This window comes from Photobacterium sp. MCCC 1A19761 (assembly GCF_037389125.1).
GTDB lineage: Bacteria > Pseudomonadota > Gammaproteobacteria > Enterobacterales > Vibrionaceae > Photobacterium.
Map to the genome: position 1 here is coordinate 160,563 of NZ_JAZGTF010000015.1, position 18,420 is coordinate 178,982.

18 protein-coding genes are annotated in these 18,420 nt (G+C 53.8%); 11 read left to right on the forward strand and 7 right to left on the reverse strand.

The features are described from left to right. Positions 1–67: 67 nt before the first annotated feature. The 5 genes from VV869_RS15525 to VV869_RS15545 all read left to right on the forward strand — a co-directional run bounded on the left by VV869_RS15525 (position 68) and on the right by VV869_RS15545 (position 4,662). Positions 68–691, forward strand: coding sequence for a glutathione S-transferase family protein (locus VV869_RS15525; RefSeq protein WP_337735832.1), 624 nt, complete (start codon positions 68–70; stop codon positions 689–691). Between the two features lie 157 nt (positions 692–848). After that, positions 849–2,903: a PhoX family protein gene (locus VV869_RS15530; RefSeq protein WP_337735833.1), complete on the forward strand. Its 2,055-nt coding sequence runs from the start codon at positions 849–851 to the stop codon at positions 2,901–2,903. A 110-nt stretch (positions 2,904–3,013) separates the two neighbouring features. Continuing rightward, entirely contained in the window at positions 3,014–3,352 is a 339-nt protein-coding gene (locus tag VV869_RS15535) for a DUF2834 domain-containing protein (protein ID WP_337735834.1), read from the forward strand. Positions 3,353–3,440: 88 nt separating this feature from the next. After that, the gene (locus tag VV869_RS15540; protein ID WP_337735835.1) at positions 3,441–3,836 is read left to right on the forward strand and encodes a MerR family transcriptional regulator; all 396 of its coding nucleotides are present in this window, start codon (positions 3,441–3,443) and stop codon (positions 3,834–3,836) included. Positions 3,837–3,885: 49 nt separating this feature from the next. Next, on the forward strand, positions 3,886–4,662 hold the full coding sequence (locus VV869_RS15545) for an SDR family NAD(P)-dependent oxidoreductase (RefSeq protein ID WP_337735836.1): 777 nt from the start codon (positions 3,886–3,888) through the stop codon (positions 4,660–4,662). 117 nt (positions 4,663–4,779) lie between these two features. Here the strand turns inward: VV869_RS15545 and VV869_RS15550 are convergent, their stop codons facing one another. Then, positions 4,780–5,715: a PA2778 family cysteine peptidase gene (locus VV869_RS15550; RefSeq protein WP_337735837.1), complete on the reverse strand. Its 936-nt coding sequence runs from the start codon at positions 5,713–5,715 to the stop codon at positions 4,780–4,782. A 62-nt stretch (positions 5,716–5,777) separates the two neighbouring features. Further along, on the reverse strand, positions 5,778–6,164 hold the full coding sequence (locus VV869_RS15555; protein WP_337735838.1) for a DUF6627 family protein: 387 nt from the start codon (positions 6,162–6,164) through the stop codon (positions 5,778–5,780). Between the two features lie 312 nt (positions 6,165–6,476). Here VV869_RS15555 and VV869_RS15560 point away from each other — a divergent pair, with 312 nt between their 5' ends. Next, entirely contained in the window at positions 6,477–8,129 is a 1,653-nt protein-coding gene (locus VV869_RS15560) for a hypothetical protein (protein WP_337735839.1), read from the forward strand. 144 nt (positions 8,130–8,273) lie between these two features. Here the strand turns inward: VV869_RS15560 and VV869_RS15565 are convergent, their stop codons facing one another. Further along, entirely contained in the window at positions 8,274–9,200 is a 927-nt protein-coding gene (locus VV869_RS15565) for an NADP-dependent oxidoreductase (protein ID WP_337735840.1), read from the reverse strand. 281 nt (positions 9,201–9,481) lie between these two features. Here VV869_RS15565 and VV869_RS15570 point away from each other — a divergent pair, with 281 nt between their 5' ends. The 3 genes from VV869_RS15570 (at position 9,482) to VV869_RS15580 (ending at position 10,952) form a co-directional block, all read left to right on the forward strand. Then, positions 9,482–10,399, forward strand: coding sequence for a LysR family transcriptional regulator (locus VV869_RS15570; protein WP_337735841.1), 918 nt, complete (start codon positions 9,482–9,484; stop codon positions 10,397–10,399). A gap of 61 nt (positions 10,400–10,460) precedes the next feature. After that, a complete protein-coding gene (locus VV869_RS15575) occupies positions 10,461–10,643 on the forward strand; it encodes a hypothetical protein (RefSeq protein ID WP_337735842.1) in 183 nt (60 codons plus the stop codon). 15 nt (positions 10,644–10,658) lie between these two features. Then, a complete protein-coding gene (locus VV869_RS15580; protein WP_337735843.1) occupies positions 10,659–10,952 on the forward strand; it encodes a GNAT family N-acetyltransferase in 294 nt (97 codons plus the stop codon). Between the two features lie 141 nt (positions 10,953–11,093). Here the strand turns inward: VV869_RS15580 and VV869_RS15585 are convergent, their stop codons facing one another. From VV869_RS15585 to VV869_RS15600, 4 genes are read right to left on the reverse strand one after another with little or no spacing between them, the layout of a single operon-like run. Next, positions 11,094–12,692, reverse strand: coding sequence for a GTPase (locus VV869_RS15585; RefSeq protein WP_337735844.1), 1,599 nt, complete (start codon positions 12,690–12,692; stop codon positions 11,094–11,096). Beyond that, positions 12,685–14,475: a dynamin family protein gene (locus VV869_RS15590; protein ID WP_337735845.1), complete on the reverse strand. Its 1,791-nt coding sequence runs from the start codon at positions 14,473–14,475 to the stop codon at positions 12,685–12,687. Before VV869_RS15590 ends, VV869_RS15585 begins: the two co-directional genes overlap by 8 nt. After that, positions 14,472–14,924: a hypothetical protein gene (locus VV869_RS15595; protein ID WP_337735846.1), complete on the reverse strand. Its 453-nt coding sequence runs from the start codon at positions 14,922–14,924 to the stop codon at positions 14,472–14,474. Before VV869_RS15595 ends, VV869_RS15590 begins: the two co-directional genes overlap by 4 nt. Positions 14,925–14,932: 8 nt before the next feature. Continuing rightward, the gene (locus VV869_RS15600; protein ID WP_337735847.1) at positions 14,933–15,787 is read right to left on the reverse strand and encodes a GTPase; all 855 of its coding nucleotides are present in this window, start codon (positions 15,785–15,787) and stop codon (positions 14,933–14,935) included. 343 nt (positions 15,788–16,130) lie between these two features. On the opposite strand from VV869_RS15600, the gene VV869_RS15605 reads away from it, so the two are divergent. Together VV869_RS15605 and VV869_RS15610 are read left to right on the forward strand one after the other, a co-directional pair. Beyond that, positions 16,131–16,997: a formate/nitrite transporter family protein gene (locus tag VV869_RS15605; protein WP_337735848.1), complete on the forward strand. Its 867-nt coding sequence runs from the start codon at positions 16,131–16,133 to the stop codon at positions 16,995–16,997. 127 nt (positions 16,998–17,124) lie between these two features. Next, positions 17,125–18,420, forward strand: a 1,296-nt coding sequence (locus VV869_RS15610) for a molybdopterin oxidoreductase family protein (protein WP_337735849.1), incomplete at its 3' end; no start/stop codon positions are given.

The window sequence follows — 18,420 nt, forward strand, 5'->3', positions numbered from 1 at the left end:
GTTCAGGCGTATTGTATGGTTTGTTCACATTGCGCTACTTGATTTATTTAATTCAAAGGAAATTTTGATGATTAAACTCCACCACCTTAATCAGTCACGCTCAAAACGCATCATCTGGCTTTTAGAAGCGTTGGACTTGAACTACGAGATTATCCCGTATCAGCGGGATGCAGAGACTTTTCTGGCGCCGCCGGAACTCAAAGCGATCCATCCGTTGGGCAAGGCACCGGTCATAGAAGAAGACGGCCAGGTGATCACCGAATCCGGGGCAATCACCGAGTACCTGATCGACAAATACGGCGCGGACAAACTAGCCCCGGCGCGCGGCACCCGGGCCTATACCGAATATCTGCAATGGCTGCATTTTGCCGAAAGTTCGGCCATCCTGCCGTTATTGCTCAAGATGTTCGTGGCCAAAGATGGTGCAAAGACGAACTTCCTGGCCGACTACGCCGATTCAGAAGCAATGAAAGTTCTGAGTTACTTCAATGATTGCCTGGCCGGGAAAAGTTACTTGGTGGAAGCGCGCCTGACCGGGGCGGATATCATGATGTCTTTCATTGTTGAGTTGGTGCAGATGTACGGCCTGGGCGAGCAGTTCCCGAATATTCAGCACTACGGCGAGCTGCTGAGTGCGCATCCGGGCTACCAGCGTGCCAATGCGTTGGAACAGCAATACAACGCCGGATAGGCTCCGTAACCCGCAAATCAAAACGCCATATTCTCCCAATGCACATCGCTTATGACGCGTTGTGCATATTTTTTTCATCAAATATCAATCAATCCGTCATACATTTACTTCAGCCTAGATGCCTTTAAAACAACAACTTAATAGCCAAGGAAAGTAAATGAGCAAGGCAGTTTTTGATCCCAAGCGTTACAACCGCAGTGAGAATACCTCTTTTGATGAAGTGCTCGATGCCTTTGTCTCCCGCCGAAAAATCCTCAAGGGTGGGATGGGCCTCAGTGCGATGGCGGCAATGGGCGCTTTCGGCCTGACCGGGTGTAATTCATCGTCCGACAGTACAACGGCGAAGACTGGAGAAACCATTCAGCCGATTTCTTTGAAGTTTGAGTCGATCCCCGGCGCGCTGACCGATGCTGTTCATGTTGCTGACGGGTACACCGCGCAGGTGCTGGCCCCGTGGGGCACGCCACTGAACGGGATTGCCCAGGCCTGGCAAAACGATGGGAGTAATACCGCGATGGATCAGGCCAATGCGGTCGGCATGAACCATGACGGTCTGCATTTCTTCCCGCTCAACGGCAGTGCAACCGAAGGGTTACTGTGCGTAAACCACGAATACATTGAAATGGATGAGTTGCATCAGGATAAGGCGGCGACCTTTGATCCGGACGGCAGCCGGAACGATGTCGATGCCGTGCGCAAAGAGATCTTCGCGCATGGGGTGAGCGTGATCCACATCGCGCTGGAAGGTGACCAGTGGATGGTCAAACAAGACGTCCGCAACCGCCGTTATACCGGGGCCAGCACGATGGATATTGCAGGACCACTGGCCCATACCAAGCATGTGGTGACGCCGTTTTCACCGGATGGCAGCCAGGCGCGCGGTACTTTGAATAACTGCGGCAATGGGTATACGCCTTGGGGTACTTACCTGACTTGTGAAGAAAACTGGCCGGGTTATTTCGTCAATCAGGGCACGATCACCGCCGATCAGGAGCGGATTGGGATTGTTTCCGGGACTGGTGCGAGAGGACGCTACCGTTGGGAAACCCTGGCCGGCAATGCGGATGAACGTTTGGATGAGTTCCGCCGTTTTGATGTCACCCCAACCGGTGCCAGCGAGCTGAGCGATTATCGCAACGAAGCCAATGGGCACGGCTATATCGTGGAAATTGACCCGTATCGCGCCAACTCTCGTGCGGTCAAACGTACGGCACTGGGCCGTTTCCGTCACGAAGGCTGCACTTTCGGCACGCTGGAAGCAGGCAAGCCGTTGGTGTTCTACTCAGGCCACGACTCGCGCTTTGAATACATGTATAAGTTTGTGTCAGACGCGTTGTGGGATCCGGCCGATGCTGATTCGGTTGATCGCCTGGGGATGGGCGATAAATACATGAATGAAGGCACGCTGTATGTTGCGCGATTTGATGCGGATGGCAAAGGGGTCTGGTTGCCGCTGAAGCTAGATGGCATCACGAAGGATAATGGCACCCTGGCGGATCACTTCAGCACACAGGCGGAGATCATCCTCAATACTGCCGGCGCGGCAGACTTGGTTGGTGCGACACCGATGGACAGACCGGAGTGGTGTGCGGTTGATCCAATCACCGGCTCGGTCTACCTGACGCTAACCAACAATACGCGACGCACGGAAGACACCGGCACCAACCCGGCCAACCCGCGTCTGAAAAACAAGTTTGGTCATGTGATTCGCTGGGATGAAACTGAAAACCACACTGACTTTAGCTGGGATATTTTCGTCTTTGGCTCAGCGGCTGATGCCTCGGAAGACATTAACCTGTCCGGCCTGGATGAAATGAACCAGTTTGCCAGCCCGGATGGCCTGGCTTTTGATTCACGCGGCATTTTATGGATCCAGACTGATAACGGTGCGGCCGAAGTGGCGAATTATACTAATGATCAGATGCTGGCTGTGGTGCCTTCGAACCTGAAGGATGCCGATGGCAAGCAGGAAACCATCGGCGCGGCCAATCAGGGAGAACTGAAGCGCTTTTTTGTCGGCCCGAATGGCTGTGAGGTGACCGGCTTTACCATCAGCCCGGATCATCGCGCGATGTTTGTGTCGATTCAGCACCCGGGGAACTGGCCATACAGTGACAATGCGGCCGAAGCGACACCGGCGGGAACGACAGTTCGCGCCCGGGCTTCGATCGTAGTGATCCGCCGTCAGGATGGTGGCGAACTCGCGGTATAGCGCATATTTTTCGCTGTGACCTTCCCAGAGCCGCTGTCTGTCCAGCGGCTCTTTTGTGTATAGTACCTGTGTATTCTGTGACCAATACCGTTTTCGACAAGGAGGTCGATATGGCAAGAACTTATCTTATCTTCACTATTCTTGGGATCCTGCTGCCTTACGGGGCATTTCTACCCTGGTTGATGACACACGGATTGGATGTGATCCGGCTGATCCAGGATGCTATTGCCAACCCGATTAGTATCTTTGCCTGGCTGGATGTGGTGGTTGCCGCACTGGCGCTCGCGACATTCATTGTCACAGACGGCAAAGCCCATGGGGTGCGGTTTCGTTGGTTGGCCCTGATTGGGACTTTCACCGTCGGGGTGTCATGCGGTCTGCCGTTGTATTTGTATCTGAAAGAAAAACAGCAAGGCGACGTTGGGGAGATGCAGGCACAGCGCGGCTAACAGGCGACGTGACTATGTTCCGCAACTGATGGTGGATCATTCATGAGCGATGGGTTGCGGCTTTATTTATCAGGACATTGGAGTTCATATGTATATCGGCGCATTGGCGAAACAATCCGGGGTGAGCATTAAAGCCATCCGGTATTACGAAGACATCGGTCTGATTAAAACCCCGCAGCGGGAAGGGAAGTACCGGGTTTATGATGAAAGCTACCTGCCGGTGCTGGCGATGATCAAACTTGCCAAAAACCTGGGGTTTACGCTGGAAGAGCTGAAAATGATTGCCCGGGCAAAAACGCAGCAGGGCCTGATACCGATGGATCTGCTGACAACTGAGATCAACCGAAAGCGGGCACGCCTGCTGGCGCAGATACAGCATATGAACGCTATGCTGGAAGGGTTAACCGAGCTGGAAAACAGCGTGCAAGAATATAATGGCTGTCTTTTGCAATCTTTACCGAAAGCGGTTGACTCTCCGGTATAGGGGAGACTTTATGCTGGCACCTCAAATACGAATAATTGAGGTGAAACGGATGAAAACAGCATTGATTACCGGCGCAACATCAGGCATTGGACTGGCTTTTGCTGAGTTGTTGGCCCAGCAAGGTTACGGGCTGATTCTTCATGGCAGAAATGTCAGGAAGTTGAGCGAATTAAGCGCGTCTTTGCCGAATGTACAACTGACGCTCGCCGCCGACCTATCATGCAGCGACGAAGTGACGGTAATGATTGAACAGCTGGAACAGGTCAAGCAGCCGATTGATGTGGCCATTAACAATGCGGGCTTTGGCTTATACGGAAAGCATACTGAGCTGAAAGAGAGCGATATTGCGGCCATGCTGGCTTTAAATGTGAGTGCTCTGACCCGGTTGAGCCGTTATTTTGCTGAACGTATGGCTGTGCAGGGGAGCGGTCATATTCTGAATGTCGCCTCGACAGCCGGGTATCAGCCCCAGCCTTATTTTGCCGCCTATGCGGCCACCAAAGCCTATGTCGCCAGTTTTACCGAAGCGATGGCGCTGGAAATGAAATCAAGCGGCGTGAGTATGACGTGCCTTTCTCCGGGGCGCACCGATACTGGTTTTTTTACCTTTGAGGGTAAAGACGACGCGAAATCGGGCACCGGCACGTTTTCGGCCAAGCATCGTGCCCATCCCCAAGAAATTGCCCGGCTTGGTCTCAAAGCGATGTTTGCCGAGAAACTTCGCGAAATACCGTTGTTTGAAAATAAGTTCTATGTGTTTTTGAATCGGTTGTTGCCCCGAACGACCATGTTGAGCATCTATGAACGGGCGATGAAGAATATTTAAGCGGCTTGGCTTGAACAATTCCGCCGGGATTTTTGCGCTCATTCAGGCGTATCGGTTCTATACCTGAACGAACTGAACGAGCGCAGATAGCGGTTTCGTATTGCCAATCCGAGGAAGCTATTGCGGGCAGGTTAAAATTGGACAGCCTTGAATCTCATCCATACCAGCGGCGCCACGCAACTCCGTGAGGCTTTGTCTGAGCGCCGGATCCTCAGGTTTCATTGTCAGGGCGCACTGAATTGCGCGCAGTGACGCCGCCGGGCACCCTTGCGCTTGAAGGCCGTAGGCATAGTTATTCCATAGCTGAGCTTGCTGCGGATGGTTCGCCAGCCCTTCGCCAAAGGTTTCGACGGAGCGGCTAAATTGCTTCTGTTGGTAGTACAGGTTGCCCAGGGCCAGCCATAATAGCGGCTCATCTTGCCATTGGTGGAGCGCCGTTTGGTAGGCGGTCACCGCCAGCTCGGGATGGTGAGTTTCAATATCGTGCACGAGACGCAGATAATCAGGGGCGTTGGCGGTGACGGGGAGTTCATCGGGTTTGAGGGCCATGATGGCCCAGTGTCCCGCGCGCGCCCAGGTTTGCTCAAAAGTGTCGATTGGGAGCACATGGCGGCGCTCTTTGCCTGAGCGCAACGTCACTGTATTTTGGTCCAGGTCATAACCGATGAGCACGGCATAGTGCCACTGCGGATACCAGCTCAATCCCAGATTCTGCATTACCAGTACAGGCTTTCCGTGCGCTAATTCGGTGAAGACCGCCGCGAGATTGCCATCCACCTGATAAGGCAGGCGCTTCAAACGGCGGGTGGTGGCGATCAGATCAAGCTGTAAACTTCCCTTTCGCCCGGGGAGGTAAACATAGGGGAGCAGCGCATCAGGATTGGTTTCTATGCCGGACTCTTTCAGCACCGTCGCCAGTGCCGCAGGTCCGCACTGATATTGATCCTGCGGGAAGAACGGGGTGTCATCCAGGGCCACGCTGGCAGGCAGCGACAGTTCTTGGTCAAGTTGCGCGCGCCACGCCCCCGGAGTGCTGCATCCCGAGAGCAACAAAGCGATGGCTACCCCACAGATGTGGACACGCCTTAAAGTCAGGGAAAATCTGAAGAACACAGTCAATTGATGGGTCTGATAAAGGGAAATACGTCCGTCACGCCGATCAGATCCGTGACGACCAGAACGACAACAATCAGCCCGATGATACTGAGAACCCCTTCACCGGCGGGCATTTCGTCCAGGTGCTTATTGAGCATGGCGATCTCAGCGTCAGTCATATGACGCACTCTTTCTGCGACTAATTGTGCATCCAATCCATATTCAGCGAGCTGTTGTTGCAGCTCATCCTTTTGCAGCATCGACAGCAGATTGCCCCGATCGATATGCCTTTGTTGTACCTGGATTGCTTCACCGGTGGTGATCATTGCCGCCTGTACCACAGGCATTTGCACCAGGCTGAACAGCAAGACCAGGGCTGCGGTCATGAACTTTGTTGGCTTTTTCATTCTATTTCTCCCTGTAAAACATTCCATCAGCGCTTCCTAAGTATAGAAAAGGAAAATAAATGTTCTTGTTGATATGCAGAAAAATATCAGTGTTCATCCGGTTGGAATGCGTTCCAGACAAAGCTGATCGAAGAGCCACACATCAGAGCTGGAGCGAGAAGGCCATTTCTTATCTGGCTCAAGTATTCTTACCTATACTTTCTTCAATCATCGGGCTTCACCCGTTCACCGTGGCTAAGTCGTTATCACAATAGGGGGCGATTCAAGCATGGCTCAATCAATTTGGGGTACCCCATGTTCTGGAGTGAGGATATGAGTACGAATCGTAAGTATCGCAGGGGGCTGGTGACGGCTATCTTTGCCAGTTCAGCATTCTTGGGCCAGGGTGTTCAGGCCGCCTCCCACGGCGGTGACAAGGATCAGCTTGGCGCCGTTCAATTTCCCACCTCTTGTCGGGCAGAAAGTCAGCCGATGCTGGAAAAAGGGTTAGCCTTGCTCCATCACATGACCTATGTCGATGCCCGGACAACGTTTGAAGCGGTTGCCAAAGCTGAACCTGATTGTGCGATGGCCTATTGGGGCATGGCAATGTCATTAATCCACCCGCTCTGGTCAGATCCGCCGAATCAGGATGAGTTTGTGCAAGGTCAGGCCATGATTGAATCGGCGAGAAGTAAGGGAGAGAAAACCCCGCGAGAACTTGCGTATATCGAAGCCGTGGCAAGTTATTACGCCCAAGGCAGAACACCCAAGGAAACCGATAACCTCACCGCTTTTGCACAAGGCTGGCAAAACGTGCACGAAGCGTTTCCGGATGATCCGGAAGCAACCGCTTTTTATGCGTTGGCGCATTTGGCGACAGCCTCCCCGGAAGATAAAAGCTATGTGAAGCAAAACCAGGCCGGGGAAACGGCTGCCACTGTGTTGAAGCAGCTCCCGACGCATCCGGGTGCCCATCACTACATGATTCACGCGTACGATTATCCTGAGCTGGCGCCCAAAGCGTTAGCGGTGGCGCGAAGATATGGGGATATTGCGCCATCTATCCCGCACGCTTTACATATGCCAACACATATTTTCACCCGGCTTGGCCTATGGGATGAGTCGATAGCCATGAACATTCGGTCGGCCGAAGCAGCTAAGCAGCATCCTGCCGGGAATCAACTCTCGCTTCATTACCTCCATGCGCTCGATTATTTGATGTATGCATACCTTCAGCAGGCGCAAGACGAGAAAGCCGTCAATGTGAGAGACACGATTCTGGCGCTGAATGATCCGCTTCAGCCGCATGTCGCCTCCGCCTATACGCTTGCCGCGGCTCCGGCACGCTATGCATTAGAGAGGCAGCAGTGGGCGCTTGCCGCCCAACTCAACCCCAGAATACCTGGCAGCTATCCATGGGATAGCGCTCCAGCCATGGAAGCCATCACCCATTTTGCGAATGCGCTCGGTGCTGCCCGTAGCGGTGATACTCAACGTGCCGAAAAAGCGCTGCAAAAGTTACGCGAGTTGCAGGCCCTGGCTGAAAAAGGCTCCGCCTATTGGGCAAAGCAGGTGGAAATTCAGCGCCTGTCGGCCCTGGCGTGGCTTTATTTCCATCTGGGCAAGCAGGATCAGGCCCTGCAGACCATGCAAAACGCAGCAGATTTGGAAGCAACCACAGAAAAACATCCGGTGACACCGGGTGAAATATTACCGGCCAGAGAGTTGTTGGCCGACATGCTGCTGGAAATGAAAAAGTACCGGCAAGCACTGGTTGAATATGAAACGGCCCTGAATCGCAGCAAAAATCGCTTCAACAGTATTTATGGGGCGGCACGATCGGCAGAGTTGGCTGGAGATAAAGATCAGGCAACGCATTACTATCAGATGCTGCTTGATCTGGCTGGACTCGATCTCGCTGGAGCAGGGGAGGCAAGTCGACCGCGATTGCAGCATGCGAAAGACTTTCTGTCCGGCAAGTAAGGTTCTGTTGGTCCCTGTACCCCGAATTGACTGCACGTATCAGGCAATGCAATTTATTGAATCAGAGGTTGGTAAAGCCAGGCCCTCCGGGGGCCTGTTGCTTGGCAGGACACTTTGCCATGGCACCTCTAAGCCATGGAACCTCTAAGCCATGGTCAGGATAACTTTCCCCACTGCGCGTCTGGACTCGCTGCGCTGATGGGCCTGCGCGGCTTGTTCAAGGGGAAAGACAGAGTCAATTTTCAACGACAGCCGCCCGTCGCTGAGTAAGTTGGCTATGTGGGCCAGTTTATCGTGATCCGGTGTGACCCAAACCCGCTGGAATGTGATGCCACTGGCCTGGGCTATTTCAGGGTCAATTTCACTGAGCGTTGAGACCAGCTTGCCGCCGGATTTGATGACCTTGAGCGAACGCTCCAGCAGTCCTTCTTCACCGATGGCGGCAAAGACGAGATCAACATTGCTGACCATGGCTTCAAACTGTCCGCTGCGATAATCAATACACTGATCGGCACCCAGCTCGCGCAGGTATGGATGATTCGTGGCCGAAGCCGTGGCGATGACACGGGCACCGGCCAGCTTGGCGAACTGAATCGCAAAGGCGCCAACGGCACTGGAACCGCCGTGGATCAACACGGTTTGCCCGCACGAAACGTTACCGATGTCATGAATGGCCTGCCAGGCGGTCAGGGACACCATGGGTGTTCCGGCGGCCTGTTCAAAACTCAGGTTATGGGGCTTTTTCACCACCAATGCGCTGTCGACAATCACCTGCTCGGCATAAGCGCCCGGCTGGCCGATTGGGATCATCGCCATCACTTCATCACCCACTTGCACTCCATGGCTGTCACCCGCAGTCTCCAGCACCACACCGGAGACATCCCATCCGGCAATCAGGGGCAAGGAGATAAAGCTCTCCAGCATCCCGGCCCGGACCATGGTATCGACCGGGTTCACACTGGCGGCTTTGACCTGGATTCGTACCTGGCCGGCTTTGGGTTTCGGGGCTGTGATCTGGCTGATACTGAGTTGCTCGGCTGGTCCGTATTGTTCAATGACGATTGCTTTCATCTTGTTTTTCCTCATTTTGTTTGGCTTGAAATCATTATGTTCTGCTACAGTCATGTCGTAAAATTGATGGTTGATATAGATATCATTCCATCTGGGAATGAGTGGTGCGCTGAATGGCGGTACAGTTTCAGTGCGTCATTGCGTCATTGCGTCATTGCGTCATTGCGTCATTGCGTCAAAGTGCCAGTGTGCCAGTGTGCCAGTGTGCCAGTGCGCTAAAGAGTCGAAGTGCCAAAGCGCCCGGGGTCAGGAAGGAATCGCAGGAAAAGAGATAAGGAAAGATGGCCAAACTTGATATTAATTTGCTGGTGATTTTTGATGCCATCATGGCGGAGCAATCGGTGACGGCAGCGGCCGATCGACTGGCGCTGACGCAGCCTTCCGTTTCGAAAGCCATTTCGAGGATGCGCTATGCCTGGAAAGATCCGCTGTTTGTCCGCGATGGGCGAGGGATCAAACCGACGCCGAGAGCCGAAGTGTTGTGGCAGGAAGTCCGTCCGGCGATCCAGACGCTGGTTCACGCGACCACCGAACAGCGGTTTGAGCCAGCCAGCAGCGAACGCACGTTTCGCATTGCTTTAACCGACGGCATGACCCGGATACTGTGGCTGCCGCTGCGCCAGCGGATTGAGCAGCAGGCGCCGAAGGTGAATTTGCACGCCATGCCGTTTCGCGGCAACGGGGAATCGCTGCTGGTCGACGCCGAAGTCGATTTGGTGGTGGATTATTATGAAAACCAGAATCGCAAAATTGTTCGCCAGCACCTGTTTGATAATCGTTTCTCTTGCCTGATGCGGCCTGAACATCCACTCGCCCAAACTGCGCCGTCGCTCGAAGCCTTCGCGAGCGCGGATCATCTGATGGTGTCGCTGACCGGCAATACCGGAAGTGTGGTCTGTTCGGCGCTGGCAAAACATCAGCTGCAGCGGCGTATCGCGATGACGGTGAACAGCTTTGCTGCGGCCATTGATCTGATCAAGCAAACTGACTTGCTTTGTGTGCTGCCTTATCCGGTGGCCCATCATGACATTGCTGCCGGAACCCTGATCAGCCAGCCATTGCCACTGGATGTACCACCGGCACCGATTAGTCTGGCCTACCATATCCGCTCCGAAGCGGATCCCGGGGTGCGCTGGTTGCGCCAGCAGGTACTGGAAATTATTGAAGCCATGCGGCCGATTTTGGATCATGTGCCATAGCCGAGAGCGTTTAATTGATTTGAGCCAAATCGGCTGAATCACACAAGGAATAGGGACAGGGATGGACAACAACATTCAATTCAGTAAACCAGCAGGATCAAGCTTTTCAATCGGCCCATTTGAGCCATCTGAGACTGAAGTGATCACCGCGCTGTGGCGTGAATCTATGAAGCAAGCGATCGGGATCCCGCCGGTTCACTCCTTTGATTCGCAAGCCTATTTTCTACGAGAAATCCTGCCATAGGAGCATCAGATTTGGGTGGCACGAGAGGCAACCTCTGGCACGCCAATCGGCTTTATGGCCGCTAATGAAAGGTGCATCAGTCAGCTCTACATCCATGTGGCGCATCAACATCGCGGGATTGGTAGTGCGCTAATGGCTATCGCCAAGCAAGGGTCAAGCGGTGGTTTGCAGTTGCGCATGTTTGAGGTCAACCCAAACGCGCAACGTTTCTATGAACACCACGGCTTTCGTGCCATCAATGGCGACAGCAATAATGAGGAAGGGTTGCCGGATATGCTTTATGAGTGGCGAGCGTCTGAAGGGACGTGAGGGGAAAGGGATACACTCCCACCTAGTTTATGCATGCCTTCAGGCCAAATGATACTGCCTGAAGACGCGTCAAGAACCCCGCCGCTGGCGCTGCGGGACTCGATGCTTGAATTGACTCGAAAACGCCGGTGCTTGAGCGGATTACACCGGTTGCTTCAGCTGCGCCAGCGCGCGTTTTAAAGCGCGAAGGTCGGATTCGACCCCGCCAACTTGCGCTGATAGCTCGCGAAGGCTGCTCTCCAGGCTCAAGGTCATGGGTTCGAAAGTATCTTCTAACGTATCGCTGGTCCGTTCATAGAAGTCGTCGTAGAGTTCCTCGACTAGGGTTGCCACATGCAGCCGGATCCGCTCAGAACGTTGCTGCGCCTGACGCATTTCCTTTTGTTCCTGCTCTCTGGCTTTGAGGTAGTCATAAATCGCCACAAGCACGTCAATGGCTGGGCCGATAAAGGGAACGACCTTACCGGCCATTTTTTCCATGGTTTTCTTGCCGATCCCTTTAAAGATTTCAGGGGCCAGAGATTTCCCTTGTTTGAGGGCGTAGATAATCCCTTCTTTCATCAGCTCATCGCTGATGCCGGCTCTGCCGCCTTTGATCGCCAGGCCTTTTAACAGCTCGGTGAAGCCGGAGCCGTTTTCAGCTTGTGCGTTGTCATCATCGCGAAAACTCTCGGCATATGATGGCGAGTTTCGGAATATTTTCGCCACTTCGGCTGCTTCAGCGTCCAGCTTTTTAGCGGTACGTTGTAATTGATAATCGAAATAATCCCCCAGATCATTTTGCCAGGCAGCCAGCACCGGCTCAACGGCATCGACCCGGCCGTCTTCAAACAAAGAGACCAGTTCAGTCTTGAAGCTTGGTTTTGCCTTTTCTGCCCGGGTTTTGACTTTGTCGAACACCGTACTTCTGGCATCAGCAATACTGGTGATCAGGGCTTCCAGCTGCTGCAATTCATGCTGCGTTGCTTGTCCCTGCGCTTTACCGATGGCTTCTTCCAGCAGCTCGCTTAACTGGTAAGCCAGCGTCGATGCGATGCGGGCACTATCGGTCTCCTTAAACAGCCGGGTGACGGCCTTTTCCAGTGCTTCGATTTGGCTGAATTCGACCAGTTTCGCTTTGCCGGTGAGTTTGCCCTTCAAAGCCAGATCGGCATTGACCAGAAAATCCGGGGTCTCATTCAGGCGAGCCAGCAGGGGCTCGTTTTCGGCAAAATGCTGATACAGGTTGCTGCGAAATTTCTCTTTCAGGGCGACATAATCCGGATCACTGTCCTGATAACCGCTCTTGTTGTTGATGACGACGAGCAGGGGTTTACCGGACGCCAGAATTTTCCCGATTTCCTCATAGGTCTGTTGTTCTTCCAGGACTCCGTCGCTGCTCAGGACAAAGATCACCGCATCGGATTTTTTCAGTTGCTCGCGGCTGACGGCTTCGTGTTCTATCGGCGCATCAATGCCCGGGGTATCCAGGATCTGAACATCGCCCACCTGATAGGCATCGACCCGATCGGTTTTCGGAATATCACCAACTTCGGCTTCCTCGCGGCCGATCAGGGCGTTGAGCAGGGTACTCTTTCCGGCGTTATAGACACCGTACACCATCACGACAGGCTGACAGTGTTCAGCTCTTTTCTCGATTTCTGTTGCCAGCGCTGTGACTTTCTCAGAACCGACATAGGTCGTTAGTTGATCCCGGCAGGCATCCAGCACGGTACGTACTGCATGAAAGTGTTCAAACATCTTTTCTTTGTCCTTCAATATAGTGTTGTAAACTCAGGGTCTCGTCATAAACCAGTGTCAAAGCTGCCCTGATCGGGGTAAAGACGTTGCGGCGTGCATGGGCCTGACGGGCAAGCATGGTTTCTGTAATCCATTTCTCGCCGCTGGTGAGCAAGGCATCTTTTATCTCTTCCCGGTTATCGCCGCACACCACATTCACGATTTGGGTGCTGGTGAGGAGTTTGCCGCCGGCATTGCCAATCAGGCTACCTGCGGTTCCGCCAATGGCGATCCCTGCCGGGCCGCCGATCATTCCGCCGACAATGGCCCCAATCACCGAGCCGACACCGCCCCCCACGGCCGCTCGCTTGCGGGTGACATCAATTTCAATTTGGCGGGTTGTATCGCTGAATGATAAGCCCTCGCACAAGTTCATCTCTTGCGGCAATTCAGCCATGGCATCTAATGCTTTCTGGCAAAGCTGCGCCAGTTTCGGTTGGTAGTGTTGCTCGATGGCTTGCTCAATCCAGTCTTTCAGGACCTTATCCAGCGTTTTGAGATCCCGGCTGTCCGCGAACTGTTCGACCTGGGCGTCAACCTGGGCGGCAAACAAGGCCTGGATTTTGACTAACTGCTGCTCCGTGAGGCTTTCAAGCTGAGTTTCCTGTGTGGTAATGGTATCTAGCGCATGGTGTAGCGGCTGGATCAGTCGGGTGATGCTCAGCTCGTTTTCGTCTTCCAGCAGCGCGCGATAAAAGGCCTGGAGATTCTGGTGCGGCACCTGTTTTTTCAGGACCATCCCTTCGGAGTCGATCACTGCTGCCAGTTTGCTGAATAAGGCATTCAGTCCGGAAGCATCCATCGCGGCTTCACTGTTTGCCTGGATTTCAGCAAAACCAACGGAAACCGTTAGTGCCGACGTATCGACGTTGTTAAGTGCCAGACTCGCGCACAGTTTGTCGAGTTCTTGCTGGACATACGCTTCCTGATCGCGGCGATCCTGAGTTGGTTTCATCACTAGGGTTTTGACCACTTCCTGACTTTCGTCATCCAAATCATATTCAATCGTATCGCACCGCGTGATGAGCAGCAGGATACGCTTACCGGCCCTGAGCAAGGATTCCAGCTCACGCAGATCGGTTCCACGACCCGGTTGCGCTGAGTTCATGGGATAGATGATGAGATCTGCACTTTCGACATATTTCTGGGCCAGATCGCCGTTTTCACCATGGGTTGAATGGAGCCCCGGAGAGTCCACCCAAGTCATACCGGGAACCTGAAAACCCTGAATACAACTGGTGGTTTCCTGTGAGCCGACCCGGAATCCCTCCTCGTGATTGATGGTCTCATCAAACGCCAGGTTAATTTCCTCGGAGAAGAATTCAGGTTGATGTAATTGTGTCGCAACTTCGGCCAGCCATGCTGAGTCCGGCTCACGACGGCCGGTTGCCATGTAATTGCCCAGTGAGCTTTTACCGGCTTTGACTTTGCCATAGACAAATATCAGCAGGGAGTCACCAAATTTTTTGCGAAAGGACAGGCCGGTTTTGTAACTGCTGACTTTCTTCTGCCAGGCGGTGATCACCTGGCGGATCTCCGTCAGGCTTCCCTGTACAGTCTGTGCAATCGCCGAAGTTTCTTTGGCCTGGGCTGCGGTTGCCTCGTCAACACTGCGCACCACTTTGGCTATTTGGGCCAGCAATTGCTGTTCTTGTTGCTTCACCTGGCTCTCAATGGTGGCCAGTTCTTTCGACAGGGCTGTGGTGCGCTGATAAAACGCCCGGTGAGTCGTTAAAGACGTCATAACGGATTTTGCTCCTTCAACAGCGTTTCCAACTCTTCCAGTGATGTTAGTTGCTGCTTCAGCGCGGTTTTGGACGCGGTGAACGACTTCAGTTGCACTTTATCGCGATCAAACAGCGACAGCGCATTGGTTGCGCTTTGTGTTCCCCGGATCTTCTGCTTGCAGAACTTATTGACGACATGGATATAATCGCCGAGAGGATTGATGGGTTCGGCTAGAAACTCCTGGCTGATGGCTTCCAGTTCGGCGTTTTTGGCCTTGTGGAGTTGCTCTCTCATCCGTCTTTTTCGGGCTTGCCGATCTTTTTCTGTTTGCTCCTGCTGAGCCCTGCGCGTTTTCTGCGCGCTGTTATCGCTGTAGGTGTAGGAAGGTGAGCCGCTGTCTTCCGTCACTGCATCATAGATTTTTTTACCGGCCCAGATGGCGACCGGGGCTGCTAACCACCACATATCGGCTCCTATACTGATTCGATGTCGTTTAACTGGGTTTGCAATGCTTGCTGGAACGCTTTGACGCGCTCGACAAAGACTGCTTTATGCTGGCGCTCCTTGGCTTCCTCGATCGACAGCCTTGCTTGTATCAGCGTTTGCTGTTCGATGACCGCCGCCAGAAGCTCCGCCACCATTGCCTGAGTTTTCTTTTCTCGCTCAGCAGCCAGCTCGGGAGCCATTTGGGCTGCGCTCTGTTGGAGTTGCGCTTTTAGCGCTGGGATGCCGCTGAACTCGACCAGGGCGGGTTTATCTTCACGCATCCCTTTGCAAAACACCGGGTTTGCAACAAGATAAGGGGAAATGTCTGGTGAGATGATCTGCCGTAATTGCTGGGTGATTTCCGCAATCACCGCCTGGTTTTCATCGGCGGCTTCCGCTTCGGTCAGGACGACAAAGATTCCTTCCGGTTTGGTATGAGCCCGGCTGATTGCCGCCATGGCTTCTAAGTCCGGCTGTTGAAGCGAGCCGGCACTCAACCGATGCACCAGCAAAATAATGTCGGCCTGAACCGCTCCCTGGCTGGCTGCCTGAGTATCCTGAATGTTGACATCCAGCCCCGGCGTATCGATATACCGGATTCCTTGATATTCGAAATATTTGTTTTCCCGGGTCTCCGGAACCTCACGCGTCTGGAAATATTCATCCATGAAGTGATTGGTGAGGGAATTGAGGAGCGAGCTCTTCCCTGAGTTATACACGCCGTAGACCACGACGTTGGGGCAGGTGCTATCGACAGCCATGGCCGCCTGTAGCCGTGCGACCACTTCTTCCTTTTCGGGAACGTGTTGTGAGACCAGCTGATTGATTTTATGGAGATTCATCTCAACATTCCTTATTCATCGATTTGTATTTTGTCATACCCGTCCCCCTCCAAAGTGTTAAGTCGTTCAAGAAATCCATGTCGCTCAGCGTGAGTGATGAAAATATACCCAAGGATGCATTGTGTTCAATTGCTTATCGCGTAATGGAATTAAATCAGGCCGAGATGGCGATGTGTGATACAGGGCGGATTTTAGTGGGGAAAAGCAATCGCTGTTGCTAAACCCATCAGCTGAACTAGGTTAAGAACTAGGTTAATCAGGCGATCAGGCTGCATTTGTTGACTGTCGCTGATTCACTTTGCCGTTCATTTTGACGGCATCTTTTTGACTTGGGGGAGCTGGTATGTTGTACGGTTTTGATGCGTTCTCACCAAAGGAAATTGCCGAGAAAGTCGATACGCTGGGGGTGACCAAGGCCCGCTTGCCGCTGTTGTCCATGGTGATGCTGGGGATTTTGGCCGGGGCCTTTATTGGCTTGGGCGGGTTGTATTTTGCGCTGGTGAAATCGGACGCCACTTTTAGTTTCGCTACCGGCCAGGTGCTGGGCGGTTTGACCTTTTCCCTGGGCCTGTTGCTGGTGGTTGTCGCCGGGGCGGAGCTGTTTACTGGCAATAACCTGCTGGCGATGGCCTGGGCCGACAAGAAGATCACCACCGGGGAGTTACTGAAGAACTGGGCGGTGGTGTGCGGGGCCAACTTCGTTGGTGCTGTCGGACTGGCGGTGCTGGTGTTTCTCTCTGGTCATGCCAACCTCAATAACGGCGCGATCGCTGACGTTTACCTCAATATCGCAGCAGCAAAGTGCAATTTACCCTTCTGGACCGCGTTTTTCCGCGGCATGCTCTGCAATGTACTGGTGTGTATGGCGGTCTGGATGGCGCTGGCCGGGCGGAGCGTGATTGATAAAGCCGTGGCGATTGTCTTTCCCATTTCAGCCTTTGTTGCGGCTGGATTTGAACACAGTATCGCCAACATGTACTTCATTCCGCTGGCGATGTTGCTGCAAGCAAGCGGGGAGGCCAGCGCTGCAGCCGGAGCGATCACCTGGCTTGGCTTTATCAGCAACCTGATCCCGGTGATCTTGGGTAATCTCGTCGGCGGCAGCGTGCTGGTGGGGCTGATCTATCATTTGATCTACTTACGCGGGGCCCATCATGAGCCGTCGGCGAAGAACACTCAGTCTGGTGCCGGCGATGGGTCGCGGGATTGAGTCAACGCAGGATTGGGGGCTTTACCGTGACTGCAACTTCAGAGTGAACATTCGGTTGCTATACTCAGTCCATTAACCAGGCCCCGGTATATAAAGACCGGTAATCAAGGCAGGGCGAGGTATAGCGATGTCTTCCTCAAGGGTACAAACCATTTGTCCGTTTTGCGGGGTGGGGTGCGGTATCACCCTGAAAGTGGATGAACGCGGACAGCTCACCGGGGTGGAGCCGGTACCCGGCCATCCGATCAGCCACGGCAAATTGTGTGAAAAAGGCTGGAGCACGGCCTATGCGATCCGGCCGGATAACCGGATCACCCAGCCGCTCAAACGCTGCCGGGATCGATTTGAGCCCGTCAGCTGGGAGGAAGCGCTGGAGGATATCAGCCAGTCGATTCGCGAGATCCTTGATGAATCCGGCCCTGCCGCTATCGGAGTGATCAGCAGTGCCCGCGCCACCAACGAAGACAACTACGCGGCGCAGAAATTTTCCCGGGCGGTGCTCAAAACCAACAATGTCGATCACTGCGCCCGGATCTGCCACAGCCCGACAGTGGCCGGACTCAAGCAAACGCTGGGCTCCGGCGCGATGACCAACAGTGCCAAAGATATCTTCGACACGGATTTGATTGTGGTCATTGGCGCTGATCCGACCGAGAATCACAGCGTGCTGGGCGGACAGATTTTTGCGGCGCAGCAGCAGGGCGCTAAACTGATTGTCATCGACCCCCGTCAGACCCGCCTGGCCAAAGTGGCCGATATCCACCTTCAGCTCAAACCGGGCAGCAATATTGCCCTGATCAACGCCATGCTTCAGGTCATTTTCGAAGAAAGCTGGCACAACGCTGATTTTATTGCTGAGCGCTGTGACGGGTTTGATGAACTGGCGCGCCACGTTGAAACCATCACCCCAGAATCCGTTGAATCAATCACCGGGGTTGATGCCGCCCAGATCCGAGCGGTGGCACAAGCTTACGCGCAGGCCAAAAAGGCAATGATCCTCTATGGGATGGGGATCACCCAGTTTGTCAGCGGGACGCAGAATGTCATCGCACTGTCTAATCTGGCGCTGGTATGCGGTCAGATTGGCCGTCCCGGCACCGGGATCAATCCGCTGCGAGGGCAGAATAACGTGCAGGGCGCTTGTGATATGGGATGCCTGCCGAATGTCTATCCCGGCTATCAGGGCGCGGATAACGAAGCGGTGCAGCAAAAGTTTGCTCAGGCCTGGCAGGGTGAGGTCGCCAATCAGCCGGGGCTGACGTCGCTCGGTATGAGTAAAGCGGCACTGGCCGGTGAATTTCGTGGTTTGATTCTATTTGGCGAAGATCCGGTGGTCACCGATCCGGATCAGAACCACGTTCGCGATGCGTACAAGCAGTTGGATCTGCTGGTGGTGGCCGAGCTGACCATGACCGAGACCGCC